This window comes from Streptomyces sp. NPDC051172, from assembly GCF_040682555.1.
In the GTDB taxonomy this organism is placed as follows: Bacteria; Actinomycetota; Actinomycetes; order Streptomycetales; family Streptomycetaceae; genus Streptomyces.
Map to the genome: position 1 here is coordinate 16645 of NZ_JBFBBE010000079.1, position 26489 is coordinate 43133.

General features: G+C 68.7%; 31 protein-coding genes and 1 tRNA gene. 10 read left to right on the forward strand and 22 right to left on the reverse strand.

The window, feature by feature from the left end:
* Positions 1 to 3: 3 nt before the first annotated feature.
* The 4 genes from AB0N07_RS34900 to AB0N07_RS34915 are packed head-to-tail and all read right to left on the reverse strand — an operon-like array spanning position 4 to position 3494.
* The gene (locus AB0N07_RS34900; RefSeq protein ID WP_365842101.1) at positions 4 to 840 is read right to left on the reverse strand and encodes a DUF1707 domain-containing protein; all 837 of its coding nucleotides are present in this window, start codon (positions 838 to 840) and stop codon (positions 4 to 6) included.
* A gap of 33 nt (positions 841 to 873) precedes the next feature.
* Positions 874 to 1857, reverse strand: coding sequence for an ATP-binding cassette domain-containing protein (locus AB0N07_RS34905; RefSeq protein ID WP_365842103.1), 984 nt, complete (start codon positions 1855 to 1857; stop codon positions 874 to 876).
* A 22-nt stretch (positions 1858 to 1879) separates the two neighbouring features.
* On the reverse strand, positions 1880 to 2644 hold the full coding sequence (locus AB0N07_RS34910) for an ABC transporter permease (RefSeq protein ID WP_365842152.1): 765 nt from the start codon (positions 2642 to 2644) through the stop codon (positions 1880 to 1882).
* A 49-nt stretch (positions 2645 to 2693) separates the two neighbouring features.
* Entirely contained in the window at positions 2694 to 3494 is an 801-nt protein-coding gene (locus tag AB0N07_RS34915; protein WP_365842105.1) for an ABC-2 family transporter protein, read from the reverse strand.
* Positions 3495 to 3697: 203 nt separating this feature from the next.
* On the opposite strand from AB0N07_RS34915, the gene AB0N07_RS34920 reads away from it, so the two are divergent.
* On the forward strand, positions 3698 to 6094 hold the full coding sequence (locus tag AB0N07_RS34920) for a transglycosylase domain-containing protein (protein ID WP_365842107.1): 2397 nt from the start codon (positions 3698 to 3700) through the stop codon (positions 6092 to 6094).
* 67 nt (positions 6095 to 6161) lie between these two features.
* Here AB0N07_RS34920 and AB0N07_RS34925 read toward each other — a convergent pair whose 3' ends face one another.
* Positions 6162 to 6518 carry a co-chaperone GroES gene (locus AB0N07_RS34925; protein WP_266955698.1) on the reverse strand — a complete coding sequence of 119 codons (357 nt, stop codon included), beginning with the start codon at positions 6516 to 6518 and terminating at the stop codon, positions 6162 to 6164.
* Between the two features lie 54 nt (positions 6519 to 6572).
* Positions 6573 to 6902: a DUF3618 domain-containing protein gene (locus tag AB0N07_RS34930; RefSeq protein ID WP_365842110.1), complete on the reverse strand. Its 330-nt coding sequence runs from the start codon at positions 6900 to 6902 to the stop codon at positions 6573 to 6575.
* 108 nt (positions 6903 to 7010) lie between these two features.
* On the opposite strand from AB0N07_RS34930, the gene bcp reads away from it, so the two are divergent.
* The 4 genes from bcp (at position 7011) to AB0N07_RS34950 (ending at position 9051) form a co-directional block, all read left to right on the forward strand.
* On the forward strand, positions 7011 to 7478 hold the full coding sequence (bcp, locus tag AB0N07_RS34935) for a thioredoxin-dependent thiol peroxidase (RefSeq protein ID WP_115907926.1): 468 nt from the start codon (positions 7011 to 7013) through the stop codon (positions 7476 to 7478).
* A gap of 140 nt (positions 7479 to 7618) precedes the next feature.
* Positions 7619 to 8260, forward strand: a complete 642-nt coding sequence (locus AB0N07_RS34940; protein WP_365842112.1) for an HNH endonuclease signature motif containing protein — start codon at positions 7619 to 7621, stop codon at positions 8258 to 8260.
* The gene (locus tag AB0N07_RS34945) at positions 8257 to 8922 is read left to right on the forward strand and encodes an HNH endonuclease signature motif containing protein (RefSeq protein WP_365842115.1); all 666 of its coding nucleotides are present in this window, start codon (positions 8257 to 8259) and stop codon (positions 8920 to 8922) included. The genes AB0N07_RS34940 and AB0N07_RS34945 overlap by 4 nt, the downstream gene beginning before the upstream one ends.
* 45 nt (positions 8923 to 8967) lie before the next feature.
* A tRNA-Leu gene (locus AB0N07_RS34950) sits at positions 8968 to 9051 on the forward strand.
* Between the two features lie 49 nt (positions 9052 to 9100).
* On the opposite strand, the gene rdgB is transcribed toward AB0N07_RS34950, so the two are convergent.
* The 4 genes from rdgB to AB0N07_RS34970 form a co-directional block, all read right to left on the reverse strand.
* The gene (rdgB, locus tag AB0N07_RS34955; RefSeq protein WP_365842117.1) at positions 9101 to 9706 is read right to left on the reverse strand and encodes an RdgB/HAM1 family non-canonical purine NTP pyrophosphatase; all 606 of its coding nucleotides are present in this window, start codon (positions 9704 to 9706) and stop codon (positions 9101 to 9103) included.
* 33 nt (positions 9707 to 9739) lie between these two features.
* Positions 9740 to 10141 (reverse strand): hypothetical protein, encoded by a 402-nt coding sequence (locus AB0N07_RS34960; RefSeq protein ID WP_365842119.1) that lies wholly within the window; start codon positions 10139 to 10141, stop codon positions 9740 to 9742.
* A gap of 142 nt (positions 10142 to 10283) precedes the next feature.
* Positions 10284 to 11021: a ribonuclease PH gene (gene rph, locus AB0N07_RS34965; protein ID WP_030943652.1), complete on the reverse strand. Its 738-nt coding sequence runs from the start codon at positions 11019 to 11021 to the stop codon at positions 10284 to 10286.
* Positions 11022 to 11126: 105 nt separating this feature from the next.
* Complete coding sequence (locus AB0N07_RS34970) at positions 11127 to 11441, reverse strand: PTS glucose/sucrose transporter subunit IIB (RefSeq protein WP_365842121.1); 315 nt, start codon at positions 11439 to 11441, stop codon at positions 11127 to 11129.
* Between the two features lie 180 nt (positions 11442 to 11621).
* Between AB0N07_RS34970 and AB0N07_RS34975 the strand changes: the two genes are divergently transcribed.
* Positions 11622 to 12887 carry a PTS transporter subunit EIIC gene (locus AB0N07_RS34975; protein WP_365842123.1) on the forward strand — a complete coding sequence of 422 codons (1266 nt, stop codon included), beginning with the start codon at positions 11622 to 11624 and terminating at the stop codon, positions 12885 to 12887.
* A gap of 83 nt (positions 12888 to 12970) precedes the next feature.
* Here the strand turns inward: AB0N07_RS34975 and AB0N07_RS34980 are convergent, their stop codons facing one another.
* Positions 12971 to 13723 carry an MBL fold metallo-hydrolase gene (locus AB0N07_RS34980; protein ID WP_365842125.1) on the reverse strand — a complete coding sequence of 251 codons (753 nt, stop codon included), beginning with the start codon at positions 13721 to 13723 and terminating at the stop codon, positions 12971 to 12973.
* Between the two features lie 234 nt (positions 13724 to 13957).
* On the opposite strand from AB0N07_RS34980, the gene AB0N07_RS34985 reads away from it, so the two are divergent.
* The gene (locus AB0N07_RS34985) at positions 13958 to 14410 is read left to right on the forward strand and encodes a type II toxin-antitoxin system PemK/MazF family toxin (protein WP_365842127.1); all 453 of its coding nucleotides are present in this window, start codon (positions 13958 to 13960) and stop codon (positions 14408 to 14410) included.
* 39 nt (positions 14411 to 14449) lie between these two features.
* On the opposite strand, the gene AB0N07_RS34990 is transcribed toward AB0N07_RS34985, so the two are convergent.
* The 7 genes from AB0N07_RS34990 to clpS form a co-directional block, all read right to left on the reverse strand.
* On the reverse strand, positions 14450 to 15400 hold the full coding sequence (locus tag AB0N07_RS34990; RefSeq protein ID WP_365842129.1) for a cysteine synthase: 951 nt from the start codon (positions 15398 to 15400) through the stop codon (positions 14450 to 14452).
* A gap of 5 nt (positions 15401 to 15405) precedes the next feature.
* Positions 15406 to 15684 carry a MoaD/ThiS family protein gene (locus tag AB0N07_RS34995; protein ID WP_115907918.1) on the reverse strand — a complete coding sequence of 93 codons (279 nt, stop codon included), beginning with the start codon at positions 15682 to 15684 and terminating at the stop codon, positions 15406 to 15408.
* 103 nt (positions 15685 to 15787) lie between these two features.
* A complete protein-coding gene (locus tag AB0N07_RS35000; protein WP_311736770.1) occupies positions 15788 to 15889 on the reverse strand; it encodes a putative leader peptide in 102 nt (33 codons plus the stop codon).
* A gap of 79 nt (positions 15890 to 15968) precedes the next feature.
* Complete coding sequence (locus AB0N07_RS35005) at positions 15969 to 16391, reverse strand: M67 family metallopeptidase (protein WP_365842132.1); 423 nt, start codon at positions 16389 to 16391, stop codon at positions 15969 to 15971.
* A gap of 78 nt (positions 16392 to 16469) precedes the next feature.
* Positions 16470 to 17903, reverse strand: a complete 1434-nt coding sequence (locus tag AB0N07_RS35010; RefSeq protein WP_365842134.1) for an amino acid permease — start codon at positions 17901 to 17903, stop codon at positions 16470 to 16472.
* Between the two features lie 319 nt (positions 17904 to 18222).
* Complete coding sequence (locus AB0N07_RS35015; RefSeq protein WP_365842136.1) at positions 18223 to 18825, reverse strand: DUF2017 domain-containing protein; 603 nt, start codon at positions 18823 to 18825, stop codon at positions 18223 to 18225.
* A 12-nt stretch (positions 18826 to 18837) separates the two neighbouring features.
* The gene (gene clpS / locus AB0N07_RS35020; protein WP_030943626.1) at positions 18838 to 19155 is read right to left on the reverse strand and encodes an ATP-dependent Clp protease adapter ClpS; all 318 of its coding nucleotides are present in this window, start codon (positions 19153 to 19155) and stop codon (positions 18838 to 18840) included.
* Between the two features lie 139 nt (positions 19156 to 19294).
* Between clpS and AB0N07_RS35025 the strand changes: the two genes are divergently transcribed.
* Together AB0N07_RS35025 and AB0N07_RS35030 are read left to right on the forward strand one after the other, a co-directional pair.
* Positions 19295 to 20641 (forward strand): nicotinate phosphoribosyltransferase, encoded by a 1347-nt coding sequence (locus AB0N07_RS35025; RefSeq protein WP_365842138.1) that lies wholly within the window; start codon positions 19295 to 19297, stop codon positions 20639 to 20641.
* A 127-nt stretch (positions 20642 to 20768) separates the two neighbouring features.
* The gene (locus tag AB0N07_RS35030; protein WP_365842140.1) at positions 20769 to 21359 is read left to right on the forward strand and encodes an isochorismatase family protein; all 591 of its coding nucleotides are present in this window, start codon (positions 20769 to 20771) and stop codon (positions 21357 to 21359) included.
* A gap of 40 nt (positions 21360 to 21399) precedes the next feature.
* Here the strand turns inward: AB0N07_RS35030 and AB0N07_RS35035 are convergent, their stop codons facing one another.
* Both AB0N07_RS35035 and AB0N07_RS35040 read right to left on the reverse strand, forming a co-directional pair.
* The gene (locus AB0N07_RS35035; RefSeq protein ID WP_365842142.1) at positions 21400 to 21768 is read right to left on the reverse strand and encodes a hypothetical protein; all 369 of its coding nucleotides are present in this window, start codon (positions 21766 to 21768) and stop codon (positions 21400 to 21402) included.
* Between the two features lie 133 nt (positions 21769 to 21901).
* Entirely contained in the window at positions 21902 to 24274 is a 2373-nt protein-coding gene (locus tag AB0N07_RS35040) for an immune inhibitor A domain-containing protein (RefSeq protein ID WP_365842144.1), read from the reverse strand.
* Between the two features lie 333 nt (positions 24275 to 24607).
* Between AB0N07_RS35040 and AB0N07_RS35045 the strand changes: the two genes are divergently transcribed.
* The gene (locus AB0N07_RS35045) at positions 24608 to 24883 is read left to right on the forward strand and encodes a hypothetical protein (protein ID WP_365842146.1); all 276 of its coding nucleotides are present in this window, start codon (positions 24608 to 24610) and stop codon (positions 24881 to 24883) included.
* A 135-nt stretch (positions 24884 to 25018) separates the two neighbouring features.
* Here the strand turns inward: AB0N07_RS35045 and AB0N07_RS35050 are convergent, their stop codons facing one another.
* Both AB0N07_RS35050 and AB0N07_RS35055 read right to left on the reverse strand, forming a co-directional pair.
* Positions 25019 to 25642 (reverse strand): RDD family protein, encoded by a 624-nt coding sequence (locus tag AB0N07_RS35050; protein ID WP_365842148.1) that lies wholly within the window; start codon positions 25640 to 25642, stop codon positions 25019 to 25021.
* 89 nt (positions 25643 to 25731) lie between these two features.
* A partial coding sequence (locus tag AB0N07_RS35055) for an RDD family protein (RefSeq protein WP_365842150.1) occupies positions 25732 to 26489 on the reverse strand: 758 nt, incomplete at its 5' end.

Genomic DNA, 26489 nt, shown 5'->3' on the forward strand with positions numbered 1-26489 from the left:
GGCTCAGTACTCCCCGTCCCGCCGCCGCTCCCGCCGCTCCCGCTGCCGTTCCCGCCGCTCCTCATGCCGCTCCCGGCGCTGCTCATGCAGGTCGCGCCGCCACTCCCGATGCTCCTCCAGCATCCGGCGGTGATCCGCAAACCCCTCACCCAGGGCCTGCGCCCCCGCGCGATCCAGCTTCCCCTGCCGCCGCTCCTCCTTGAGCCGCTGCCGCTCCTCCCGAGTCCGCTTGCGCTCGATCCCGACCCCGCCCCAGAAGGCGAACCCGTTCACGATCACCCGCGGCGCCCCGGGCTCCCCCGGCACACCTTCCTCGCTGTGGTCGAACCCGCCCATGATCCCGATGCCACGCACCACGACCTCGACCCCCGGCGGCACGATGATGTTCACCCCGCCCATGATCGCAACGCAGTTGATCTCGACCTCGCGGTCCGCGAAGTTCGCCTCGCGCAGATCGATCTCCCCGCCGCCCCAGAAGGCGAAGCAGGTGAACACCTTCGGCACGGTCCAGCGCCCCTTGCGCTGGAACCCCGACATCACGGCGACGGCCCACGACGAGGACCCCTCACCGCCGACAATCCGACCGGCCCAACTCCCGTTCGACACAGGCTCCTTGACCAGCGACACGGGAGGCGGCGGGGTCACCCCGGCGGCCGGCAGATCACGGGTGATCGGCGTGAGTTCGCCGTACGTCCGTGCCTTGTAGGTGGCCTCCAGCCGCTCCTCGAACTCCTCCATGTCGAGACGCCCCTCCGCGAGGGCGTCCCGCAGGACCTCGGCGACTCGTTCACGATCGGCATCGGATGCGCGAAGCTCCGGGACTGCGGCGTCGTCGGTCATACAAGGCAGCCTACGAGTTCGCCCGCCCCGCGGCTACGAGACCGCTTTCTCGGTCTGTCCCGGGGCCGAACCGGCATACATCTTGGCGATCACGGCCTCGATGTCCGGCTCCCGTACCGACAGATCCGCCAGCGGATACTCCGCCGCGATCCGCGCCACCAGCGCCGCCGCCGACTCCCCCGCCGGGAACGCCAGCCACTGCCGCGGCCCCTCCACCTTCACCACCCGCGCGGGCGCCGCGTCGATCGGCGCCGTCTCCCGCTCCAGGTCCACCACCAGGGTGCGTTCGCTCTCCCCCACCTCGTGCAGCCCGGCGAGCGCACCGTCGTACATGAGCCGCCCGTGGTCGATGACCATCACCCGCGAGCACAACTGCTCGATGTCCTGGAGGTCGTGCGTGGTCAGCAGCACGGTGGTGCCCCGCTCGGCGTTCAACTCCCGCAGGAAGCCCCGCACCTTGGCCTTGGAGATGACGTCAAGGCCGATCGTCGGCTCGTCCAGGTACAGCACCTCCGGGTCGTGCAGCAGCGCCGCCGCGATGTCCCCGCGCATCCGCTGGCCGAGCGACAGCTGCCGTACCGGAACGTCCAACAGCTCGCCCAGTTCGAGGAGTTCGACACAGCGGTCGAGGTTCTCGCGGTAGCGGGCGTCCGGGATCCGGTACATGCGGTGCATCAGCTTGTACGAGTCGATCAGCGGCAGGTCCCACCACAGCGTCGTACGCTGCCCGAACACCACCCCGATGCGGTGCGCGAGGCGCGTGCGCTCGCGGGACGGGTCGATGCCGGCGACCCGCAGCCGCCCGCCGGACGGGGTGAGGATCCCCGTCAGCATCTTGATCGTCGTCGACTTCCCGGCGCCGTTCGGGCCGATGTAGCCGACCATCTCGCCGCGCGCCACGGTGAAGGAGATGCCGTCGACGGCCCGCACCTGCCGCCGCTCGCGCTTGAGGAAACCGGTCTTCTTGCGTACGTCGAAGACCTTCTCGACGCGGTCCAGTTCAATGAAGGCGTCCATCGTCACCCTGCCACCCACCCTGCTAACTCCCCGTACTCCGATACGACCTGAGCCCGGCCCGCCACGCCAGACCGGACAGCGCAAGGCATGCCACCGCCACCAGGGGCGGCGCGAAGGCCACCCAGTGCGGCAGCCCGAGCGGCATCGGCCGCCCCAGCACATAGGCAGCGGGCAGCCAGGTGATGAAGGCCAGCGGCAGCAGGAACGTCACCCCGCGCACCAGCTCCCTGCCGAACACCGTCGGCGGATACTGCAGCAGCGTGGCACCGCCGTACGTGAACGCGTTCTGCACCTCGGACGCGTCCTGCGCCACGAACTGGAAGGCCGCGCCCGCCACGAACACCGCGCAGAAGATCCCCGCACCGCTGACCACCATCACCGGCATCAACAGCACCTTCGACGCCGTCCAGTCGATGTCGACGGCGGTCAGCGCATACCCGAGCACCAGCGCGCCCTGCATGATCCGCCCCAGCCGGCGCAGCGCGAACCGGTCGGCCGCGACCTGCGCCAGCACCGGCGCCGGACGCACGAGCAGCGTGTCCAGCGTGCCGTCGCGCACCCGCTGTCCGAGCCGCTCCATCGAACCGATCGCGAGGTCCGCGAACCCGAAGGCGATGCTCGACAGGCCGTACAGGAAGGCGACTTCGGGCAGCGGCCAGCCGCCCAGCACCTTCACCCGCGAGAACATCAGCAGGATCCCCACGAAGTCCAGCGCGGTCACCGCGAAGTTCGCGAACGTGGTCATCGCGAAGGACGCCCGGTACGCCATCGTGGAGCGGATCCACATCCCACCGATCAGGCGGTAGGCCCGCAGCCCGTCCACCACCCGGCTCACCTCAGCCACCCTGAACGACCACCCTCCGCGTCGCCACCGCCTGCAGCAGCCGCCCGGACCCCAGCAGCACCACCGCCCACGCGCCCTGGAAGGCGAACGTCGCCCACGGATCGGCCTCCCCGAGCAGCACGTCGGCCGGCTTCTGCAGCAGCGCCGACCACGGCAACTCCCGTACGACATCGCCGAGCGCGCCCGGGAACACATTGAGCGGCAGCATCATCCCCGAGCAGAAGAACCCGGCGAGCATGGTCATGTGCGTCATGCCCGTGCCGTCCATCAGCCAGAACGTCAACAGCGCGATCAGGTAACGGATACCGAAACCGACCATCATCGCCAGCACCAGAGTCACCAGGAACGCAGCCCAGGTCGCCACATCCCCCGGCAGCGCCACCGGAAAGACCAGTGCACCGAACGCGAACGGGATCACGCCCCGGCCGAGCAGCTGGAACAGTGCGCGCCCCACGTCTGCCGCCAGCCACCACAGTTGAAGATCGGCGGGCCGGTACAGGTCGATCGCGACGTCCCCCGTCCGGATCCGTTCCATCAACTCGCCCTCGACGCCGCTGCCCCCGATCGCCAGCGCCGCGAAGATCGCCTGGCCCAGCCACACATAGGTGACGGCCTGCGCCTGGTCGTACCCTCCGAGGTGCGGCTTCTCGTCCCACAGCGCCAGATACGTGTAGACGAGGATCAACCCGAAGACGGTATTCGTGAACACCCCTGCCGCAGTGGCCGCCCGATACGTCGCGTAACGTCTGAAACCGCCCGCTACGACGGCCACGTACAACCGTCCCGAGCCCACGTAAGTCAACCTCCCGGACCGCCCGACACCGAAGCGCAGGAGCCTAGTCCGCTGGCAGTGACGTACGCCACGCATTTTCCCGAGGGGACGCGTGCCGTGATCCGGGAACGGAACGCATGGTGCGAGAGTCTTCAAGAGGGGGCGCAGATGGCGTACGAGGGCGTACGGGAACGTACGACGCGAAACAGGAGTCCGTGCACGAGATGAGCGACCAGCCGCAGCCGCAGCAGCCGAACCGGGGCTGGGCACCGAGAGAGCCGCAAGGCGCTGCCGAGCCGGGCGGCGCGAAACCGAAGCGGCCGCGGCGCACCGGCTGGCGCCGGCTCATCCCGACCTGGCGGATGGTCCTCGGCACCTTCGTCGTCGGCGTACTGCTGCTGATCGGTCTGTTCTTCCTCGGCTACTCGATGGTGCAGATCCCGCCGGCCAACGCCCTCGCCACCAAGCAGGCCAACGTCTACCTCTACGCCGACGGCTCCCAGATCGCCCGGGACGGCGACATCAACCGGGAGAACGTGACGCTCGCCCAGGTCTCCACGGACGCCCAGCACGCCGTCCTGGCCGCCGAGGACCGCGACTTCTACTCCGAGTCCGCCATCGACCCCAAGGCGATGCTGCGCGCGGCCTGGAACACCGCCACCGGCAAGGGCAAGCAGTCCGGCTCGACGATCACCCAGCAGTACGTGAAGAACTACTACCTCGCGCAGGAGCAGACCCTCACCCGCAAGGCCAGGGAGTTCTTCATCTCGATCAAGCTGGACCGGGAGCAGCCCAAGGACAAGATCCTCGAGGGCTACCTCAACACCAGCTACTTCGGCCGCAACGCCTACGGCATCCAGGCCGCCGCCCAGGCCTACTACGGCCAGAACGCCACCAACCTCGACCCGGCCCACGCCGCCTACCTCGCCGCGCTCGTCAACGCCCCCAGCGAGTACGACGTGATCGCGCACCCCGAGAACAAGGCGGCGGCCGTCGCCCGCTGGAACTACGTCCTGGACGGCATGGTCAAGAAGGGCTGGCTGAGCGAGGCCAAGCGGTCCGGCCTCAAGTTCCCGATGCCGAAGGAACAGACCGTCTCCACCGGCATGTCCGGGCAGCGCGGCTACATCGTCACCGCGATCAGGGACTACCTCACCAAGAACAAGATCGTCACCACGGACGACCTGGAGGCCGGCGGCTACCGCATCACCACCACCCTGCAGAAGAGCAAGCAGGACGCCTTCGTGAAGGCCGTCAACGACAAGGTGATCTCCAAGCTCGACAAGAAGAACAACAAGGTCGACAACTACGTCCGCGCGGGCGGCGCCTCCGTCGACCCGAAGACCGGCAAGGTCGTCGCGATGTACGGCGGCATCGACTACGTCAAGCAGTACACGAACGGCGCGACCCGCGGCGACTTCCAGGTCGGCTCCACCTTCAAGCCCTTCGTCTTCGCCTCGGCCGTCCAGAACCACTCCACGACGCAGGACAACCAGACCATCACCCCGAACACCTACTACGACGGCACCAACAAGCGCCCCGTGCAGGGCTGGTCCGGCGGCGGCTACTCCCCCGCGAACGAGGACGACCGCTCGTACGGCGACATCACCGTGCGCACCGCCACCGACAAGTCCGTCAACTCGGTGTACGCGCAGATGGCCGTGGACGTGGGCCCCGACAAGGTGAAGGACACGGCGGTCGCACTCGGCATCCCGTCCGACACCCCTGACCTGACCGCGACGCCCTCCATCGCGCTCGGCGTGAACACCGCCAGCGTCCTCGACATGGCCGAGGCCTATGCGACGCTCGCCAACCACGGCGAGCACAGCGCGTTCACGATGATCGACTCGATCACCAAGGACGGCAAGGACGTCGTGGAGATGCCGAAGGACACCACCACGAAGGCCGTCAGCCGCGAGGCCGCCGACACCACCACGTCCATCCTGCAGAGCGTCGTCGACAACGGCACCGCGACCGCGGCCCAGGACGCGGGCCGCCCCGCCGCCGCCAAGACCGGCACCGCGGAGGAGGACACGGCAGCCTGGTTCGCCGGCTACACACCCGATCTCGCGACCGTCGTCTCCGTCATGGGCCAGGACCCGGTCACGGCCGCCCACAAGTCGCTGTACGGCGCCCTGGGCCTGCCCCGCGTCAACGGCGGCGGCCCGCCCGGTGACATCTGGGCGCAGTACACGAAGGACGCCCTGAAGGGGAAGCCGGCGACGGACTTCGACCTCCAGCTCCAGGCCGGCGCCGAAGAGACCCAGCCGCCCGCCACCAGCGAGCCCCCGCAGCAGCCGGGCACGGGCGGCACCACCGGCCCCACGCCCACCACCAACGGCCAGAGCAACCAGGGCCAGACCCAGGGCCAGAACAACGGCGGCACGACGAACGGCGGGACCAACACCACCGGCGGCAACACCACCGGCGGCACCACGGGCGGCAACACCACCGGCGGCACGACGGACGGCGGAAACACCACGACGGGCGGCAACACCACCGGCGGCACGACGGACGGCGGGACCACGGCGGGCACGGACACCGGGGGCACGATCGACGGCGGCACGACGGCCGGCACGGACGTGGGTACGTCGGCGGGCACCGGCGGCCCACCGACCTGACACGACGAAGAGGGCTGGTGACGATGGTCACCAGCCCTCTTCGTCGCTGTCCTGCGGGTACCGGGTCCTACAGATACAGGCCCGTGGTGTCCTCGGACCCCTCGAACCGGTCCGCGGCCACGGCATGCAGGTCACGCTCACGCATGAGCACATAGGCGACGCCCCGGACCTCCACCTCGGCACGGTCCTCCGGGTCGTAAAGGACCCGGTCGCCCGGCTCCACGGTCCGTACGTTCTGGCCCACCGCTACGACCTCGGCCCAGGCCAGCCGACGCCCGACCGCCGCCGTGGCGGGGATCAGGATGCCCCCGCCCGAGCGACGCTCACCCTCACCGGTCTCCTGCCGCACGAGGACTCGGTCGTGCAGCATCCGGATGGGCAGCTTGTCGTGCTGGGTGCTGTGCTCGTTTCTCTTGGCGCTCACGTCTTGAACCTACCTGCCTTCGCCACGTCCGTACGCCGCCGGGTCGGCGCTTGCTCAGCCCCTGCGCCGCCGGGTCCCGAGCGCCAGCAGCCCGACCAGTCCTACGGCGACGACCGCGACCGGCACGATCCGCTCGAGCCGGGGCGCGCCCTCCTCGTCCACGAACTGCGCCTTCACATCGCTCACGACCTTGTTGACCTCGACGTAGGCCCGCCCGAGGGTCTGGTCGATGTTCGACACGACCTTGGCCTTGGCGTCGCCGACGATCGTCTTCGGATGCACCCGCACCCCGATCTCGTCGAGCGTCTCGGCCAGCACTTCGCGGCGGCGCCTGATGTCCGCCTCGATCTGCGCCGGGGTTCTGGTGTCCGACGTGTCCGCCACCGTGGGGCCTCCGAAGTCGCCTGGTGCCTGCCTGCTGCTACTTGTTCTGGACAGTCTGTCAGTTCCGCCCACCCCTGCACTGTCAGGACCCCCGGTTACGCTGGTTCGATGAGCGAGCGACTCCAGCCGGGGGACGTGGCCCCCGACTTCACCCTCCCCGACGCCGACGGCAACGACGTGTCCCTCTCGGCCCACAAGGGCCGCAAGGTCATCGTCTACTTCTACCCCGCGGCCCTGACGCCCGGCTGCACCAAGCAGGCCTGCGACTTCACCGACAACCTGGAACTCCTGGCCGGTGCCGGTTACGACGTCATCGGCATCTCCCCGGACAAGCCGGAGAAGCTGGCGAAGTTCCGCGAGAAGGAGTCCCTGAAGATCACACTGGCGGCCGACCCGGAGAAGACGGTCACCGAGGCCTACGGCGCGTACGGCGAGAAGAAGAACTACGGCAAGACGTACATGGGCGTCATCCGCTCCACGGTGATCGTGGACGAGGAGGGCAAGGTCGAGCGGGCGCTGTACAACGTCCGCGCGACGGGGCACGTGGCGAAGATCATCAAGGATCTGGGGATCTGAGGATCCGCTTCCGCTGCCTGAGCGGCCCGCACCGGGATGCCCTGGTGCGGGCCGCTTTACGTTTCGGGCGTGACTGTCCGATTAGCGGTTCGCTACTCCGTGCGAGGCTGCGAACGTGCGGCCGGAACGGAGGGGACTCGATGGGGGCCAGTGCGTACACCAAGGAGCGGCTGGAGGAGGCGGCTCGGGGGGCGCGGACGTTGTCGGAGGCATGCGAGAGGTTGGGGGTGGATCCGGGGAGTTCTACGCGGCGGTATGTCTTGGGGCGGATGAAGAAGCTGGGGGTGGACACGGCGCACTTTGAGCGCGAGGGCGTCAAGTGGACCAGAGAGATCCTGCAGGCGGCGGTCTCGGCGTCGACGAACATGTGCGACGTCCTACGGCATCTCGGGCTGGAGGTCGTGGGCGGGCACCACACACACATCAGCCGACAGATCCAGGCATACGGGATCAACACCTCGCACTTTCAGGTGCCGACCCGACGCGGCAAACCGTGGCGCCCCCGGACACCTGAGGGACTACTCGTCGAGCAGCCCGTCGGCCAGGCTCGGCGCATCCCGAGCGACCGGCTCAAGTGGGCGATGAAGGCCATGGGAATGCAGGAGCAGTGCGCTCTGTGCGGGACCGAAGCGGTCTGGCGAGGGCATCCGCTCCCGCTGGAGGTCGACCACATCGACGGCAACTGGCGTGACAACCGCATCGAGAACCTGCGGTTCCTGTGCCCCAACTGCCACTCGACAAGGGACAGTTACCGTGGTCGCGGCAAAGGCAGGACTTCATGAGCGACGGCGTGCAGTACACCCGGGAACGGCTGGCCGAAGCCGCCGCCCAGTGTTCGGACATCGACGAGGTCATCGCCTTCTTCGGCACCCGACCATACGGCCAACTGCGCCGTCATCTCTTCCGACGTTTCGACCACTTCGGAATCGACGTCTCGCACATGCCCCGCCAGAGGCGAGCGAGCGGAGTGCCCGCCAGACCAGCTGCGGACGAGTTGCGCCGAGCGGTCGCAGGAGCAACCTCCATCGCCGATACGCTGCGCGCCCTGGGGATGGAGCCCTACAACAGCAGGTTGCGCGCTCAGCTCCGGTGCTGGGTGATGGAGGACGGTCTCGACACCTCCCATTTCCTTGGGCAGGCCCATCAACGCGGCGGGTCAGGCACCACACCGCTCAGGCGCGCCGAGGACATCCTTGTCCAGCATGACGGCCAGCGCCGGACCAGGACTCATCTGCTCCGCCGGGCACTCTTGGAGGTAGGCGTCCCCGAGGAGTGCGCCGAGTGCGGAACAGACCCCGAGTGGCTCGGCAAGCCCATGACACTGGAGGTCGATCACATCAACGGGGACTGGAGCGACGACCGGCGGGAGAACCTGCGGCTGCTGTGCCCCAACTGCCACTCGATCACCAGCACGTGGTGCCGAGGGGGCCGTAGAGCCGCGTAGGCCCTCGACTACGAAGCCGCCTCGCCGGGTAGCATGAGCGCGCAGGCGGCCGTGGCGGAATTGGCCTACGCGCAACACTTAGGATGTTGTGGGAGAAATCCCTTGAGGGTTCGAGTCCCTCCGGCCGCACACCTTTGATTCGAAGGTCCACCTGAATACAGGTGGACCTTCACCGGTGTCAGCCCAACAGCTCCCGCACCACCGGCACCAACGCCCTGAACGCCTTCCCCCGATGGCTGATCGCGTTCTTCTCCTCGGGGCTCAGCTCCGCGCACGTCCGCGATTCCCCCTCCGGCTGCAGGATCGGGTCGTAGCCGAAGCCGTTCGTGCCCACCGGCGTGTGACGCAGCACACCCCGCAGTTGCCCCTCGACCACCCGCTCCCGCCCGTCGGGCAACGCCAGCGCGGCCGCGCACGCGAAGTGGGCACCCCGGTGCTCATCCGCGATGTCGCCGAGCTGGGCCAGCAGCAGCTCAAGGTTGGCCTTGTCGTCGCCATGCCGCCCCGCCCAGCGGGCGGAGAAGATGCCCGGGGCGCCGTGCAGGACGTCGACGCAGAGGCCCGAGTCGTCGGCCACGGCGGGCAGGCCCGTCGCCTGTGCCAGGGCGTGGGCCTTGAGCAGGGCGTTCTCGGCGAACGTCACGCCTGTTTCCTTGACGTCGGGCACTTCGGGGTAGGCCTCCGCCCCGACCAGCTCATGAGCGAGTCCTGCTTCGGCGAGGATCGCCCTGAGCTCGGTGATCTTTCCGGCGTTGCGGGTGGCGAGGATCAAGCGCGTCGTCATGGGGCAACAGTACGGCGCGGCCCGTAGGGGTCCTTACGAGGAGGTGCAGACCTTCGTGAGTTCGCCGGCCGCGTCCGTGACGGGGCTGACGTCCGGGGTCCTGTCGCCGTTCTTGATCGCCGTACGGACGTTGCTCACGGCCTTGTTCAGGTCGTCGACCGCTTTGTTGACGTCGGCGTTGTCGGTCTTGTCGCCGATCTCGTCGAGGTTCTTGTCGATGGAGGCGAGCGACTCGTCGAGCCTGGTCGGGTCGTTCGAGGCGTTTTCCACGGCCTGCTGGAGGTTGGTGACGCTGTCCGCGATGGTGTCTGCGGTCTGGACGCAGTCCATGGCCTTGTCGACGGCGCCGCAGCCGGTGGTGAGGCCCGCGGTCAGCACGGTGGCTGCCAGTGCTGCGACGGTGACGGTGATGCGGCGGCCTCGGCTCGCGGCCATGACTGTGGTCCCTCCGTTGTCCAGGCCCGTGGGCCCCCCGTACTGGTCGGGCGCACGGTGGTGTGCCGTGCGCCCGCATTCGTAGGGACGCCGGGGCGGGCGTCGGGGTTGCCCGGGGCCGCCGTTCCGCTTGGTGCGTCCTTTACTTTTCGAGGACGGTATCAAGTGCCTTGCGCTGCAGGACAGCGAGTTCCGAGCAGCCGGAAACCGCCAGGTCCAGAAGGGAGTTGAGCTCCTCGCGGGCGAACGGTTCGGCCTCCGCGGTGCCCTGGACCTCGACGAAGCGGCCGTCGCCGGTGCAGACGACGTTCATGTCGGTGTCGGCCCGCACGTCCTCCTCGTAGCAGAGGTCGAGCAGGGGGATGCCGCCGACGATGCCGACCGAGACGGCCGAGACGGTGCCGGTGAGCGGCTGGCGGCCGGCTTTGATCAGTTTCTTGCCCTGGGCCCAGGCGACGGCGTCGGCCAGGGCCACGTATGCGCCGGTGATCGCCGCCGTACGCGTGCCGCCGTCGGCCTGGAGGACGTCGCAGTCGAGGACGATGGTGTTCTCGCCGAGGGCCTTGTAGTCGATGACGGCGCGCAGGGAGCGGCCGATGAGGCGGCTGATCTCGTGGGTGCGGCCGCCGATCTTGCCGCGTACGGACTCGCGGTCGCCGCGGGTGTTGGTGGCGCGGGGCAGCATGGAGTACTCGGCGGTGACCCAGCCCTCGCCGCTGCCCTTGCGCCAGCGGGGGACGCCTTCGGTGACGGAGGCGGTGCAGAAGACCTTGGTGTCGCCGAAGGCGATGAGGACGGAGCCCTCGGCGTGCTTGCTCCAGCCGCGTTCGATGGTGATCGGGCGGAGTTGTTCGGGGGTGCGGCCGTCGATTCGAGACATGGCGACGAGCCTAGCCGTACAAGCGGAAAGGGCCCCTCCCGCGGTGGGAAGGGGCCCCAACGAGTGAGTGCCGGCCGGGGCGGCCGTGGCTCATCTCACGTCTGGTCACATCATGTCTTCGATCTCCGCGGCGATGGGGTCGGCGTCGGTGCCGATGACGACCTGGATCGCGGTGCCCATCTTGACGACGCCATGGGCGCCGGCGGCCTTCAGGGCGGTCTCGTCGACCAGCGAGGCGTCGCTGACCTCGGTGCGCAGCCGAGTGATGCAGCCCTCGATCTCCTCGATGTTGTCGATGCCGCCGAGCCCGGCAACGATCTTCTCAGCCTTGCTGGCCATGTCAGTCTCCTCACGCGCAGTTGCTGTCGCCCGTAGCTGGTCTACACCACCCGGGAGGTGGTCGCCAACCTGGGGCCGCACTTCGCCGCCGAGGCCTGACAGGCCGCCAGAAAACAGTGGGTTCCTTATCTAGCCTTCACCGTGCTACAACAGGTCTACACCACAGGTCTAAACCACTGAGTGTTCCACAATGGTTCGGACCAGCGACGCCGCCGTCCTCTTCCCTGTCCCCGGGCGGCGCTCTGCCCCCTGGAGGAAGTTGTGACCACGGCCAGCGCCGCTCCCGCGGCCGAGAAGAAGAAGGGCCCCGGCGCGATGGCTGTGCTGCAGCGTATCGGGCGCAGCCTGATGCTGCCGGTGGCCGTCCTGCCCGCCGCCGCTCTGCTGGTGCGGCTGGGCAACACGGACATGCTGGGACGCCCGTCCTTCCCCACCTTCCTCACGAAGATCGCGGGGTTCATGGCGGCGGGCGGCAACGCGATCCTCGACAACATGGCGCTGCTGTTCGCCGTGGGCATCGCGATCGGCTTCGCCAAGAAGTCGGACGGCTCGACGGCGCTCGCCGCGGTCGTCGGCTACCTGGTCTTCAAGAACGTGCTGGCCACGTTCACGGACAAGAACCTGCCGAAGGTGGCGACGGCCGTCGACGGCAAGGTCGTCATGGTGAACGCGCCGGTCGACGCCAAGGTGCTCGGCGGTGTGGTGATGGGTCTCGTGGTCGCGCTGCTCTACCAGCGCTTCTACCGCACCAAGCTGCCGGACTGGGCGGGCTTCTTCGGCGGCCGGCGTCTGGTGCCGATCCTGTCGGCCTTCGCGGGCCTGGTCATCGGCATCGTGTTCGGGTACATCTGGCCGGTCCTCGGCACGGGTCTGCACAGCTTCGGTGAGTGGCTGGTCAAGTCGGGCGCGGTCGGCGCGGGCATCTTCGGTGTGGCCAACCGTGCGCTGATCCCGATCGGCATGCACCACCTGCTGAACTCCTTCCCGTGGTTCCAGGCGGGTGACTACCACGGCAAGAGCGGTGACATCGCGCGCTTCCTGGCGGGCGACCCGCACGCGGGCCAGTTCATGACCGGCTTCTTCCCGATCATGATGTTCGGTCTGCCGGCGGCCTGTCTCGCGATCGTGCACTGCGCCCGTCCGGAGCGCCGCCAGGTGGTCGGCGGCATGATGTTCTCGATCGCGCTGACGTCGTTCGTGACGGGTGTGACCGAGCCGATCGAGTTCACGTTCATGTTCATCGCGCCGGTCCTGTACGCCATCCACGCGGTCCTCACCGGTGTGTCGTTGGCGCTGACCTGGGCGCTCGGCATGAAGGACGGCTTCGGCTTCTCGGCGGGCGTGGTGGACTTCGGCCTGAACTGGGGCATCGCGACCAACCCGCTGGGTCTGATCCTGGTGGGCCTGTGCTTCGGTGTCCTCTACTACGTGATCTTCCGCTTCGCGATCATCAGGTTCAACCTGCCGACGCCGGGCCGCGAGTCCGACGAGGAACTGGCGGAACTGCAGAAGGCGGAGGCCAAGTAGCCTCACGCCACCGTGCACGAAGGCTCCCGGAACCCTTGGTTCCGGGAGCCTTCCGCATGTTCGCCGCTCTGGATCTCGTAGCTCTAGATCTCGTACGTCTGCCTCGGCGCCGCCAGGGCCACCGGGCCGTCGAAGACCGCCTGGGCGTCCGCCAGGTTGATCTGCGGATCGGTCCACGGCGGGATGTGGGTGAGGACCAGGCGCCGGGCGCCCGCCCGCGCCGCCGTCTCGCCCGCCTCGCGGCCGTTGAGGTGCAGGTCCGGGATGCTCTCCTTGCCGTGCGTGAAGGCGGCCTCGCACAGGAACAGGTCGGTGTCGCGGGCGAGTTCGTCCAGGACGGAGGTCGTGCCCGTGTCGCCGGAGTACGTCAGGGACTTCCCGCCGTGCTCGACGCGGATGCCGTACGCCTCCACGGGATGGGCCACGCGTTCCGTGTGCACCGTGAACGGGCCGATCTCGAACGTGGACGGCTTGACCGTGTGGAAGTCGAAGACCTCGCTCATGGAGGAGGCGGTGGGGGTGTCGGCGTAGGCGGTGGTGAGCCGGTGCTCGGTGCCCTCGGGTCCGTAGACCGGGATGGGGTCGCAGCGGCCGCCGTCGTGCCGGTAGTAGCGCGCCACGAAGTAGGCGCACATGTCGATGCAGTGGTCGGCGTGCAGATGGCTGAGGAAGATCGCGTCGAGGTCGTAGAGACCGCAGTGGCGCTGCAGCTCGCCAAGGGCACCGTTGCCCATGTCGAGAAGCAGCCGGAAGCCGTCGGCCTCTACGAGGTAGCTCGAGCAGGCCGATTCCGCGGACGGGAACGACCCCGAGCAACCGACGACGGTGAGCTTCATGAAGCAGAAACCTCCGCTGGCGGGAACTTTTCCGGGAAGGAGAACGGGGGTCGTGCGGTCCGTCGAGCGTAAGGCGCAAAACGTCCGGTCGCTCCTCAAGCAAGGGCTGTTGTGGGCGAACTCACCTGTGGTGTCACCGGTTCGGCTGGAAGCGGGGCGGGTGAGGCGCGAGAGGGCGAGCACGGGTTGCGCAGAGGGCGCGCGGCACCGATCGTGCGCCGGTAACGTCTTCGTATGGACACGTCATGGTGGCTCGCGCTCGCGGCGGTGATACTGCTCGCGCTGGTCGCCACGCTCGTCGACGGCTGGGGACGGGGGCGGCGTCCCACGGGGCGTCGGACGCGGCCGCCGGGCCGGCCGGGTGTGCGGGGTGGCGGGCGGCCCAAGCCCGCGGAGATCTGGTGGGCGAACGTTCCCTACGAGGACAAGCCGGGCAACAAGGACCGGCCCTGTCTGGTGCTGGTGGTGCACGGGGAGCGGGCGGTCGTCGCGAAGATCACCAGCAAGTACCACGACGAGCGGGCCGGGGTGATCCCCTTGCCCCCGGGGGCCGTCGGCGATGCGCAGGGGCGCGCGAGCTTCCTGGAGACGGACGAGCTGCGCGAGGTTCCGGTGTGGGAGTTCCGCCGGAGGGTGGGTGTGGTGGACCCGGTCCTGTGGGACCAGGTCCGTCACCTTGCGACATGAGCCCTTCGGGCAGGCTCACCAAGGAAGGCTCACCAAGGACTAGGCCCAGAGCTGTCCTTGCAGCGTCTCGATGGCTTCCTCCGTCGTGGCCGCCGTGTAGACGCCCGTCGAGAGGTACTTCCAGCCGCCGTCGGCCACGACGAACACGATGTCCGCGCTCTCGCCGGCCTTGAGGGCCTTGTGGCCGACGCCGATCGCCGCGTGCAGGGCCGCGCCGGTGGACACGCCCGCGAAGATGCCCTCCTGCTGCAGGAGTTCACGGGTGCGGGTGACGGCGTCCGCCGAGCCGACGGAGAAGCGGGTCGTCAGCACGGAGGCGTCGTAGAGCTCCGGCACGAAGCCCTCGTCGAGGTTCCTGAGCCCGTACACCAGGTCGTCGTAGCGCGGTTCCGCGGCGACGATCTTGACGTCCGGCTTGTTCTCGCGCAGGAAGCGGCCGACGCCCATCAGCGTCCCCGTCGTCCCGAGGCCCGCCACGAAGTGGGTGACCGAGGGGAGGTCGGCGAGGATCTCGGGGCCGGTCGTCGCGTAGTGCGCGCCCGCGTTGTCCGGGTTGCCGTACTGGTAGAGCATCACCCAGTCCGGATGCTCGGCCGAGAGTTCCTTGGCCACCCGGACCGCGGTGTTGGAGCCGCCCGCCGCCGGGGAGAAGATGATCTCCGCGCCCCACATGCCGAGCAGGTCGCGGCGCTCCTGCGAGGTGTTCTCGGGCATCACGCACACCATGCGGTAGCCCTTGAGCTTCGCGGCCATGGCGAGCGAGATGCCGGTGTTGCCGCTCGTCGGCTCCAGGATCGTGCAGCCCGGGGTGAGGCGGCCGTCCTTCTCCGCCTGTTCGATCATGTGCAGGGCCGGGCGGTCCTTGACCGAGCCGGTGGGGTTGCGGTCCTCCAGCTTGGCCCAGATGCGGACGTCCTCGGACGGCGACAACCGCGGCAGGCGCACCAGAGGGGTGTTGCCCACCGCGGCCAGCGGGGAGTCGTAGCGCATGCGGATCAGGCCATACCGCCGGCCACGGCCGGCAGGATCGTGACGTTGTCGCCGTCGGCGACCTTGGTGTTGATGCCCTCGAGGAAGCGGACGTCCTCGTCGTTCAGATAGACGTTGACGAAGCGGCGCAGCTCGCCGTTGTCCACGATGCGGGCCTGGATGCCCGCATGCCGGGTCTCGAGGTCGGCGAAGAGCTCGGCGAGGGTGTCCCCGTTGCCCTCCACGGCCTTCTCGCCGGCGGTGTAGGTGCGAAGGATGGTGGGGATGCGGACCTCGATGGCCATGGCTCAGGGCTCCTGTCGGGAGTAGTCAGTCGGTGGGCGCGCGGCAGCGCTGGAGCTTGTGGTGCACAAGGCGCCGCGGCTCACGGCCGTACGGCGGCAGGAATCAGCGCGTACAGATGGCGCTCTGCAGCCTGCACAGGTCGACGTGCAGCCGCGCCACGAGCAGCATGCCCGGCGTCTTGTCGCTCACGTCGTGGAAAACCATGGGGTCATCGTATCGATTCCCGGAGCCGGTCCCGGAATGTGATCTCGAATACCGGACGAATTCTGACCGAAGCGCGAGATCAGTAGGCCTCGACGACCGTGACCTCCTCCTCCGTGACCTCGCCCTCGACGATCCGGTACGAGCGGAACTGGAAGTCGCCGAGGCCGTCGGTGTCCGCGGTGGAGACCAGGACGTAGTGCGCGCCGGGCTCGTTGGCGTAGGAGATGTCGGTGCGTGACGGGTAGGCCTCGGTCGCGGTGTGGGAGTGGTAGATGACCACCGGCTCCTCGTCGCGGTCGTCCATCTCGCGGTAGAGCTTGAGCAGGTCGCCGGAGTCGAACTCGTAGAACGTGGGCGACATGGCCGCGTTCAGCATCGGGATGAACCGCTCGGGGCGGTCCGAACCGACCGGGCCCGCGACGACGCCGCACGCCTCGTCGGGGTGGTCCTTGCGCGCGTGCGCGACGATCTGGTCGACGAGGGCCTGGGTGATGGTCAGCATGCTCGCCAGGATAAGCAGAGGGCCGTTCCGTACCGATGGCTGGTACGGAACGGCCCGGATGCCGAACAGGGGACGGGGTCAGCCGACCTTCTCCAGCTCCGGCTCGCGCCGCCGGGTGACCTCGGGGTTGCTCGCCTTGAGGATCGCCCAGCCGATGCCGAGGACGACCGCCCAGCCGGCCATCACGTAGAGGCAGACGCGGGAGTCGGCGTCGTAGGCGATCAGACCGGTGACGAAGAGCAGGAACACGATCGCGATGTACGAGCACACCGCGCCGCCCGGCGCCGGGAAGGACGAGGCGGGCAGCCGGCCCGCGACGACGGCGCGGCGGTAGAGGACATGGCTGATCAGGATCATCAGCCAGGTCCAGATGCCGGCCGCGGTGGCCACCGAGGTGACGTAGCCGAACGCCTTCTCCGGGACGATGTAGTTGAGGACCACGCCGATGCCCATGAAGGCGACGGAGACCGTGATGCCGAGGGCCGGCGTCTTGGAGGCCGACAGCCGGGAGAAGGCGCGCGGGGCCTCGCCGTTGTCCGCCAGCGTGCGCAGCATGCGGCCCGTGGAGTACATGCCCGAGTTGCAGGAGGACAGGGCCGCGGTCAGGACGACGAAGTTGACGATGCCGGCGCCGGCCGGGATGCCGATCAGCGCGAACGCCTTCACGAAGGGGCTGACACCCGCAGCGAACTCGGTCCACTTGACGACGCAGAGGATGACGGTGAGCGCGCCGACGTAGAACAGCGCGATGCGCCAGGGCAGGGTGTTGATCGCCTTGGGGAGGGTCTTCTCCGGGTTCTCGGACTCGCCGGCCGTGACGCCGACCAGTTCGACGGCGAGGTAGGCGAACATGACGCCCTGCAGGGTCATCAGGGACGAGCCGACGCCCTTGGGGAAGAAGCCGTCGAACTGCCAGAGGTTGGCGACCGACGCGGTGTCACCGGCGGCGCTGAAGCCGAAGGTGAGGACGCCGAGGCCGATCACGATCATGCCGATCAGCGCGGTGACCTTGACCATCGAGAACCAGAACTCCAGCTCGCCGAAGAGCTTCACGGAGATCAGGTTGACCCCGAAGAGGATCACCAGGAAGACCAGGGCGGTCGTCCATTGCGGGATGTGCGGGAACCAGTAGTGGACGTAGATCGCGGCGGCCGTCAGCTCGGCCATGCCGGTCACGACCCACATCAGCCAGTACGTCCAGGCGGTGAAGTAACCGAAGAACGGGCCGAGGAACTCGCGGGAGTACTCCGCGAAGGAGCCCGAGACCGGGCGGTAGAGGAGCAGCTCGCCGAGTGCCCGCATGATGAAGAAGATGATCACGCCCGCGAGGGCGTACATGAAGATGAGGCTGGGGCCGGCCTTGGCGATGTTCGCCCCGGCACCCAGGAAGAGGCCGACGCCGATGGCGCCGCCGATCGCGATCATCTGGACCTGACGGCTGCCGAGTCCGCGCTCGTACCCCTCTTCGGCCCCCTCGGGGGCGTTGTCCGTACCGACCTGAGCGGAGGTCATGTGGTGGTGCGCCTTTCTCCATTCCGACCCCGGGCCTCTCGTCGGCCCCGGATCGGCTCTCGATCCCCCCGGATAGATGGAGCGATGCCTGGCCGGCGGTTACCGGCTCGGTGGCGCACCCGGCCGAACATGGGTGGTGTTCGCCGGGCGGTCGTGAAGATTTATCACGGCCGCAATCTTGATCATCCGGGCGAGATGTGGCGCACATCACAGGGAGAACCGGACAAAGGCCACCTCACGGGCGCATAGAAGGCGGCCCCGGTGACCTCATCGTTATCCGGATTTGAGCGTCCTCTGAGCGAACGCCGAACGCCTCGGATCAGGGCATAAGGGTCGAGACGAGCGTCTCCTGGAGACCGCCCAGCCACAGATACGCCATCACCATCGGCTTGCGCGGGTCCTCGTCCGGGAGGCGGTAGAGGAGGTCGGTGTCGTCCTCGTCGGTGATCTCCAGGCGGGAGCCGATCGCCAGGCGCAGGTCGTTGAGGGCGCCGAGCCACTGCCGGGACTCCTCGACGGACAGCTTGAGGATCGCCCCGCCGTCACCGGCCGGTGTGAGCGCGTCCAGGGAGCGGATCACGGCGAGGGCGCTCTCGCGCTTGCCGGCGCGCAGGTCGTTCTCCGTGTAGCGGCGGAACTCGGCGGAGTACGCCCGCTGCTCCTCCGCCTCCTTGGGCCCGGGGGTGCCCTCCGGGTCGCTGTAGGCGTCCGGGAAGAGCCGCCTGAGCACGGGGTCCTTCGGGGGCTCGCTGGGGCCCTCGGCGAAGAGCTCGGCCAGCGGGTCGTCGGGGGCGTCCTCGCCGGGCCCGGGTCCGACGAGCTCCAGGAGCTGGACGGCCAGTGACCGGATGATGGAGATCTCGACGTCGTCGAGCGCGACGGCCGCGCCGCCGCCGGGGAGCGGTTCGAAGGTTCCTGGCATCAGGTTGAGTCGCTACTTCCGGTCCTGCTGGAGGGTGGCCCACAGTCCGTAGCCGTGCATGGCCTGCACGTCGCGTTCCATCTCCTCGCGAGTGCCGCTGGAGACGACCGCCCGGCCCTTGTGGTGGACATCGAGCATGAGCTTGGTGGCCTTGTCCTTGGTGTAGCCGAAGTACGTCTGGAAGACGTACGTCACATAGCTCATGAGGTTGACCGGGTCGTTGTGGACGATCGTGACCCAGGGGACGTCCGGCTCGGGTACGGCGAAGACCTCTTCCGCGGATTCGGTGCGTTCGATCTCAAGGGGAGCGGGTGACGTCACACAGCCCATGCTGCCACGGGCCCCACAAATCGTCACACTGACGTAAAGGGGTGTAGCATCCCTTGCCATGCTGCACACATCGGGGGACAACCCCCGAACCCCCGGCCGACCTGGGGGCACCCGAAGAGTCATAGCTAGGAGAGCTGTGGTGGACGTAGCGGACCTTGGGCTGCCGGTGGACGTTCCCTCGACGGCGCTCTTCACGGACCAGTACGAGCTCACGATGCTGCAGGCCGCCCTCAAGGCCGGTACGGCCGAACGGCGAAGCGTCTTCGAGGTCTTCACCCGGCGGCTGCCGGAAGGGCGGCGCTACGGAGTGGTGGCCGGCACCGGGCGGGTCCTGGACGCCGTGGAGAACTTCCGTTTCGACGCGGGCGTCCTGGGCTTCCTGCGCGAGCGGAACATCGTCGACGAGGCGACCCTCGAGTGGCTCGCCTCCTACCGCTTCTCCGGTGACGTGTGGGGCTATCCGGAGGGCGAGGTGTACTTCCCGGGCTCGCCGATCATGCGGGTCGAGGGGTCGTTCGCCGAGTGCGTGCTGCTGGAGACGGTGATCCTCTCCATCCTCAACCACGACTCCGCGATCGCCGCGGCCGCCTCCCGGATGTCCTCGGCCGCCGGGCACCGCCCGCTGATCGAGATGGGCGCCCGGCGTACGCACGAGCTCGCCGCCGTCGCCGCCTCCCGCGCCGCGTACGTGGGCGGCTTCGCGTCCACCTCGGACCTCGCGGCCGGCTTCCGCTACAACATCCCGACCGTCGGCACCTCCGCGCACGCCTTCACCCTCCTGCACGACCGCGAGCGGGACGCCTTCCAGGCCCAGGTGAACTCGCTGGGCCGGAACACCACCCTGCTCGTGGACACCTACGACGTCGCCGAGGCGGTCCGCACGGCCGTCGAGATCGCCGGGCCCGAGCTGGGTGCCGTGCGCATCGACTCCGGCGACCTGCTGCTGGTCGCGCACCGGGTGCGACAGCAGCTGGACGAGCTGGGTGCGACGGCCACGAAGATCATCGTGACCTCGGACCTCGACGAGTACGCCATCGCCTCGCTGGCCGCGGCGCCCGTGGACGCGTACGGCGTCGGAACGCAGCTGGTCACCGGGTCCGGGCACCCGACCTGCTCGATGGTGTACAAGCTGGTCGCCCGCGCCGAGTCCGCCGACCCGAAGGCGCCACTGGTGCCGGTGGCGAAGAAGTCCAGCGGCGGCAAGACGTCCGTCGGCGGCCGCAAGTGGGCCGCGCGGCGCCTCGACGCGGACGGCGTCGCGGAGGCCGAGGTCGTGGGCACCGGCATCGTCCCGGCCGAGCTGGCGGACCTGCAGCTGCTGGTCGAACTGGTCAAGGGCGGTGACGTGGTGGCGCGCGAGCCGCTGGACGTCGTACGCGACCGGCACACGGCCGCGCGCGCCAATCTGCCGCTGTCCGCGACCCAGCTCTCGCGCGGCGAACCGGTCATTCCGACGGAGTACGTGCACGGGCGCTCGGGTAGCTAAAGCTGGTGCCGCCGGATACGCCCCGTGACGCCCCCTCCCCTACCGGGCGGGAACTCAATACGCTCGGAGGTTCAATGGCCGGGCCCGCACCCCTCCCCCGACCCCATCGTCGAGAAGGACAACCACCATGCGCCGCGCCTTGATCGTCGTTGACGTCCAGAACGACTTCTGCGAGGGGGGCAGCCTCGCCGTGGCCGGGGGTGCCGATGTTGCCGCCGCCATCACCGAGCTGATCGGGCAGGCGGGCGGCTCCGGCTACCAGCACGTGGTGGCCACCCGCGACCACCACATCGCACCCGGCGGCCACTTCGCCGACAACCCCGACTTCCGGCACTCCTGGCCCGCGCACTGCGTCGCGGGCACCGAGGGTGTCGGCTTCCACCCGAACTTCGCGCCCGCCGTCGCCTCCGGGGCGATCGACGCCGTCTTCGACAAGGGGGCGTACGCGGCGGCGTACAGCGGATTCGAGGGGGACGACGAGCACGGCGTGAAGCTCGCCGACTGGCTGCGCGCCCGGGAGGTCGGCGAGGTCGACGTCGTCGGGATCGCCACCGACCACTGCGTGCGCGCTACCGCGCTGGACGCCGTGAGGGAGGGGTTTCGCACCCAGGTGCTGCTCGACCTGACCGCCGGGGTGGCCGAGGACACCACCGAGCGGGCCCTCGAAGAGCTGCGCTCGGCGGGTGTGGAGTTGTCCGGGAAGCCTGTGGTTGCCTGAGCGTTTGCGCTCTGGGGTGCCACGATGGGCTGTCCGGCGTTTACAGGTCCAATGTGGCTGGTCGCGCCGTTCCCCGCGCCCCTTCGATGCGCTGCCTCAGCAATGCCCTGACGGGGTGCCACAGCTCCTGCGGGCCGACTACGACACCGTTGTCAGGTGCCGTGCGCCATATGAGGCCGTCGGGGTGGTGCAGGACCGCGGTGATCTCGTCCGGGGTCGGCGGGGCGGCGTTGCCGCGCAGGTACACCGCCCGCATGCCCAGGTTGCGCAGCCTGGTCAGGGCGCGCGCCCGGTTCTGGGCGTGGACGAGGAAGCGTATGCAGCCCGTGCCGTCGGCGGTGGGGCTGGGCAGGTTCAGCGCCACCACCACGCTGCCTGTCGGCAGCTTGCAGAAACCTCCTGCGGCCATGCAGTCACACCCCCGTGCGAGTCGATGTCGTTACCGGTGTCAATAAGGGAAGCACAGGACGCACCTAAACACGATCGGCGGCGACCCGCCAGGGGGTCACCGCCGATACGCCTCTGACCTGCAGAAATACCGACTACTTCACCGCAGGGCCGACCTCGACCTTGATCGTCGAGCCATCCTTGGCCTCCTTGACGATCCTGATCTTGGTGTTGGTGTCAGTGATCTTGACACCGGCGAAGGGGGTCGCGTCGTCGTAGTACGTGCTCGCATGATCGTCGAAGACCGGCACGCCCTTCGACGACGGGAGCGTCGTTACGACGTCCGCGTTGTGCAGCGTGATGCCGTCCGTGCGGTAAAGGCTGAACGGAGAGTCGTAGGACTGGATACGGCTGCGCATCAGCGTGCCGTCGGACCACTTCAGCGCCGTCGGGTGCGAGTCGACGGGCAGGACCAGGCCGACACCGGGGTGCTGGCTGGTGTTGTTGTCCTGCTGCGAGGTGTCCCACTTCCAGATCAACAGGCCGTTCTGGTAGGGGTAGTGCTCCACCCAGTCCGGACGGCTCGCCGAGAAGCCGAAGTTGTACGGGCCGACCTTCAGGGTCCTGTCGTACGACACGTACTGGCGGTTCTCCGCGATGTAGTACTGCTTGTAGTCCTTGGTGAAGGACGCACCGATGCGGGAGAAACCGGTGGCGGTCCAACCCGGGTCCGCGCTCTCGGCGTTGTCGCTGAACAGCGCCGTGCCTCCCCCAGAGGGGGTACCCCCAGCGGTCACCGTGATCTCGTCGGCCGCGAAGCCCTTCTGCGCCACACCGCCGTCGGTCTGGTAGCGGAAGCGCAGGCCGATCTTCTTGCCCGCGTAGGCGTCCAGTGAGTAGGACAGCTTCTTGTAGCCGTCGACCGTGCCCGTCAGCGCCGGCTTGCCGCTGCCGTCACGCGGGATCGCCTGGCCGTCCACCGTGCCGTCGAGCGGGGTCCAGTTGGCGCCTTCGTCGGTCGACACCTCGGTGTAGAGGTAGTCGTAGTTCGCCTCGATGTCGTAGTAGCCGTCGAGGGTGAGGGCGGCCTTGGACCTGCCGGTGAGGTCGACCGACCGGGTCAGTGTGTTCCTGAGGTCGTTGCCGCTGCCGCTCCACCACTGGGACGCGCCCTGCGCCGGGGTGACCACGTCGGTGGTGACCGCCTTGTCGGGCAGCGAGACCACCAGCGCCTGCTTGTTCTTGGTGTTGTACTCGGCGACGCCCAGCTTGTGCTTCGACTTCGTCGCGGCCTTCGCCGTGTCGTAGTTCAGCCAGCCCAGCTGCAGCTTGTCCCAGGCGTTGAAGTTGCCCGGCAGGTCACCGATGGCGTCCTCGCCGCGGCCGAGCCAGGACCCGTTGGACATCAGGGTCCAGAAACCGGTCGAGTTCTCCCCGGCGTTGGTGGTGTCGTAGTGGTCCGGCAGGCCCAGGTCGTGGCCGTACTCGTGGGCGAAGACGCCGAGTCCGCCGTTCTCCGGCTGGATGGTGTAGTCGCCGACCCAGATGCCGGTGTCGCCGATCTGCGCGCCGCCCAGCTTGTTGCCCGTGGGGCCGGTGACACCCGTGTCGGAGCCGAAGGCGTACCAGCGGTGTGCCCAGATCGCGTCCTTGCCCTGGACGCCGCCGCCCGCGGACTCGTCCTCGCCGGCGTGCACGATCTGGAAGTGGTCGATGTAGCCGTCGGGCTCGTTGAAGTTGCCGTCGCCGTCGTAGTCGTAGCGGTCCCACTGGTCGAACTTCGCCAGGTCCGCCTTGATGTCGGCGTCGGACTTGCCTGCCGCCTTCTGCTGGGCGACCCACGCGGTGACGCCGTCGCTGACGACGTTCCACACGCTGGGGCAGTTGGTGGAGCCGCAGGCGTTGTTGCCGTAACGGGCCTCGTTGTAGGGGACCTTGACCCAGTCGGCGACCTCGCCGTCCACCGAGTAGCGACCCGAGGACTGCTTCTCGTAGAAGGACTTCATGGAGTCGGTGCCGGTACCGAAGTAGAGGTCCTGGAAGTGCTGCCGGTTGTAGTCCGCCTGCCAGGCGGTCGAGTTGTCCTTCGCCCGGTCGGGCTGGGCTATCCGGTTGTGCGCGGGGCCCGCCGTGCCGCCGTAGGTGCTGTCGATCTTGTCGCCGAACTCGACCAGGATCGTGAAGATCTTGTCGGTCTTCTCCCGGCCCAGCTCCACGTACTTGCTGTCGCCCTTCCTGCCCTTCAGCTGGACGACCTGTGAACCGTCCCGGTCCCTGACCTGGGCCCGGCCGGATATGACCTGGTTCAGGGCCTCCTGGCGCTGGGCATCCCGGGTCTTGGAGAGCGGACCGTCGAGGTCGTCCTGCTCCAGGCTCTTGACCGCCGCCGGGTCATGACGGTCACGGGCGGGCGTCGCGCCGGCAGGGTCGGCGGCCTGGGCCACGGCGAACGTCGAGAACGTGGCGGTGGCCGCCGCGAGCGCGACGCCGACCGCGGTTGCTCTGAACGTCCAGGGTTTTGGAGTCACTTGAGTTCCTCTTGGTCAAGGTGGCAAGTCAAGTGACGCAATTTGACTAGAGGTCGGTAAGAAAAAACAGACCTTGACTTGGACACAACAATTGCACTATGCGGAGTTGGGGTCCGCTTTACGGACACCCTGACCGGCGCGTTCGAACGTCCACTTGATGGACGCCATGACTCCGTGCGCCCCCTGTGCACCGGCCCTGTCGGTTAGGTCACGCTTACCGTTCGTTCCACTCGGGCATGCACGCGATTAGAGTCGGTTGGCGGACTGCCCGGAAATCGGCAGAAAACCAGGCCGACTCCCCCGTGTACCCCCACTTCCGAGGACACGATTGCCATGCCTCGTCCGACGCCCGCCCAGCTCGTCTACGGTTCGTGCACCGTGATCTTCTCGACGCTCGCCATGCTGCTGCTGTCGCAGACGAGTTCGGGCGTCGGGATCGCGGTCATCGCCTTCGCGGCACTCGCCCTCGGGCTTCTGGTCGCCATGACGGTTCCGCTGCCGAAGCCGAGGGTCGTTGCGGTGCAGCAGCCTCCGGCGGTTGCGGAGGAGGCGCCCGTGCCGGTCGCGGCAGCGGCTTCCGAGCCGGTACGGGAGCGCGCCGCTTCCTGAACGCGATACGGCCGTCGGTCGACTGCGGCGCCATCGTGGCCGGTCGCTCCCACGCGGCGGAGCCGCCTATTGATACGGCCCGCGCACCTTTTGGGCGCTCCCGCACCGCAGGCCGCTTCGGAGGGGCCGGCCTGCTCAACTTGTGCTGACCACGACCGTCTTCGCGGCCTTGTCGTGCAGGCCCTGTTTGTAGGGGCGGTCGAAGTAGCTCCAGCCGCCCGAGATGGCGGTCCAGATGCAGGCGCAGCAGAAAGCGAACGGGATCCACAGGACCGCCGCGCGGGTCAGGGAGGTCTGCACGGAGGGCGTGGAGCCGTTGTCGAGGTCGGCGACGCGCATGCCCAGCCACTTCTTGCCGAGCGTCTGTCCCGTCCTGCTGATCAGATACGTGTCGTAGCCGATGTAGAGCACGGCGGCGATCACCGACTGCGCGAAGGACTTGGTGTAGGAGAGGTTGTTGCCGTTCACGTCGTACTCGTGGACGTTGAACGCCCAGGTGAGCAGCCAGACGACGATGCCCACGAGGATCAGGTCGATGATCCGGGCGAGCGTGCGCCTGCCGCTGTCGGCGAGCGGGGGCATACCGGCGAGGGGGTCGGTGGGGTACTGGCCGCCGCCGTGGGCGTCACCTCCGTACGGCGGGGGCTGTCCGGCGTACGGCGGGGGTTGCCCGCCGCCGCCGGGGGCGTCGTACGGTGGCTTCCTGAACGGGTCGTCCTCCGGCGGTCCGCCGGATCCGGGGGGCGGTTCGCTGCTCATGGCCCGAGTGGACCGCGAACCACCCGGCTCCGCATCCGGCGGACGGCCGTCCGGAGTACCGAATCGGCCGGTGCATACGTCGTATGCGCTCAGCCCGCGACGAACGTACCCGCGGCCTTGTCGTGCCAGCACTGGTGCCACGGACGGTCGAACAGGCACCACAGGACGCCCACGACCCCGATGCCGAGCAGGCCGGGCACGCTGTACACGAGCCAGCGGCGCAGCGCCCCGCCGAAGGTCGGCGGCTCGTGCGCCTCGATGTCCCGCACCTCAAGGCCCAGCAGTTTCTTGCCGAGGGTGCGGCCCCACTTGGCGGTGGGCAGCACCTCGTAGAGGACGCCGAAGCCGAGCAGGACGGCCAGGATGATGCCCAGGTACACCGAGGTCGTGCCGTCCAGCAGCCAGACGGTCACGGTCTGGCCGGAGAGCCTGGCCTCGTCGATCTTCTGGTTGACGTGGTCGACCGCCTTGGCGCCGAGCGGTACGGCGGCCACGGCCGTGACGCCCGCGAGGACGACGGTGTCCAGCAGCCGGGCGGCCAGCCGCTTGCCGAGGCCTGCGGGGCGGGCCGCCGCCTGGCGCCTGGCGGCCGCCTGGAAGATGTCCTCGACCGGCGGCTTCCAGGGGGCCACGGGCTGGTCCTCGTCGGCGCCCGCGAGCCGGTGGACCTGCTGCGCCCAGGAGTGCTGGCCGCCGCCGGGGCCGCTGGTCATGGGGGTGGCGACGGGGGCGGGCGCCTGCGCGGCGGGGGGCTGTGCGGCGCCCGCGCGGGGGGGGCCCCCGCCACGGGGCCGGCCAGCCGCGGGTGGACGCTGGGGTCCTGGCTGTGCTTGTGATTGTCCAGAAT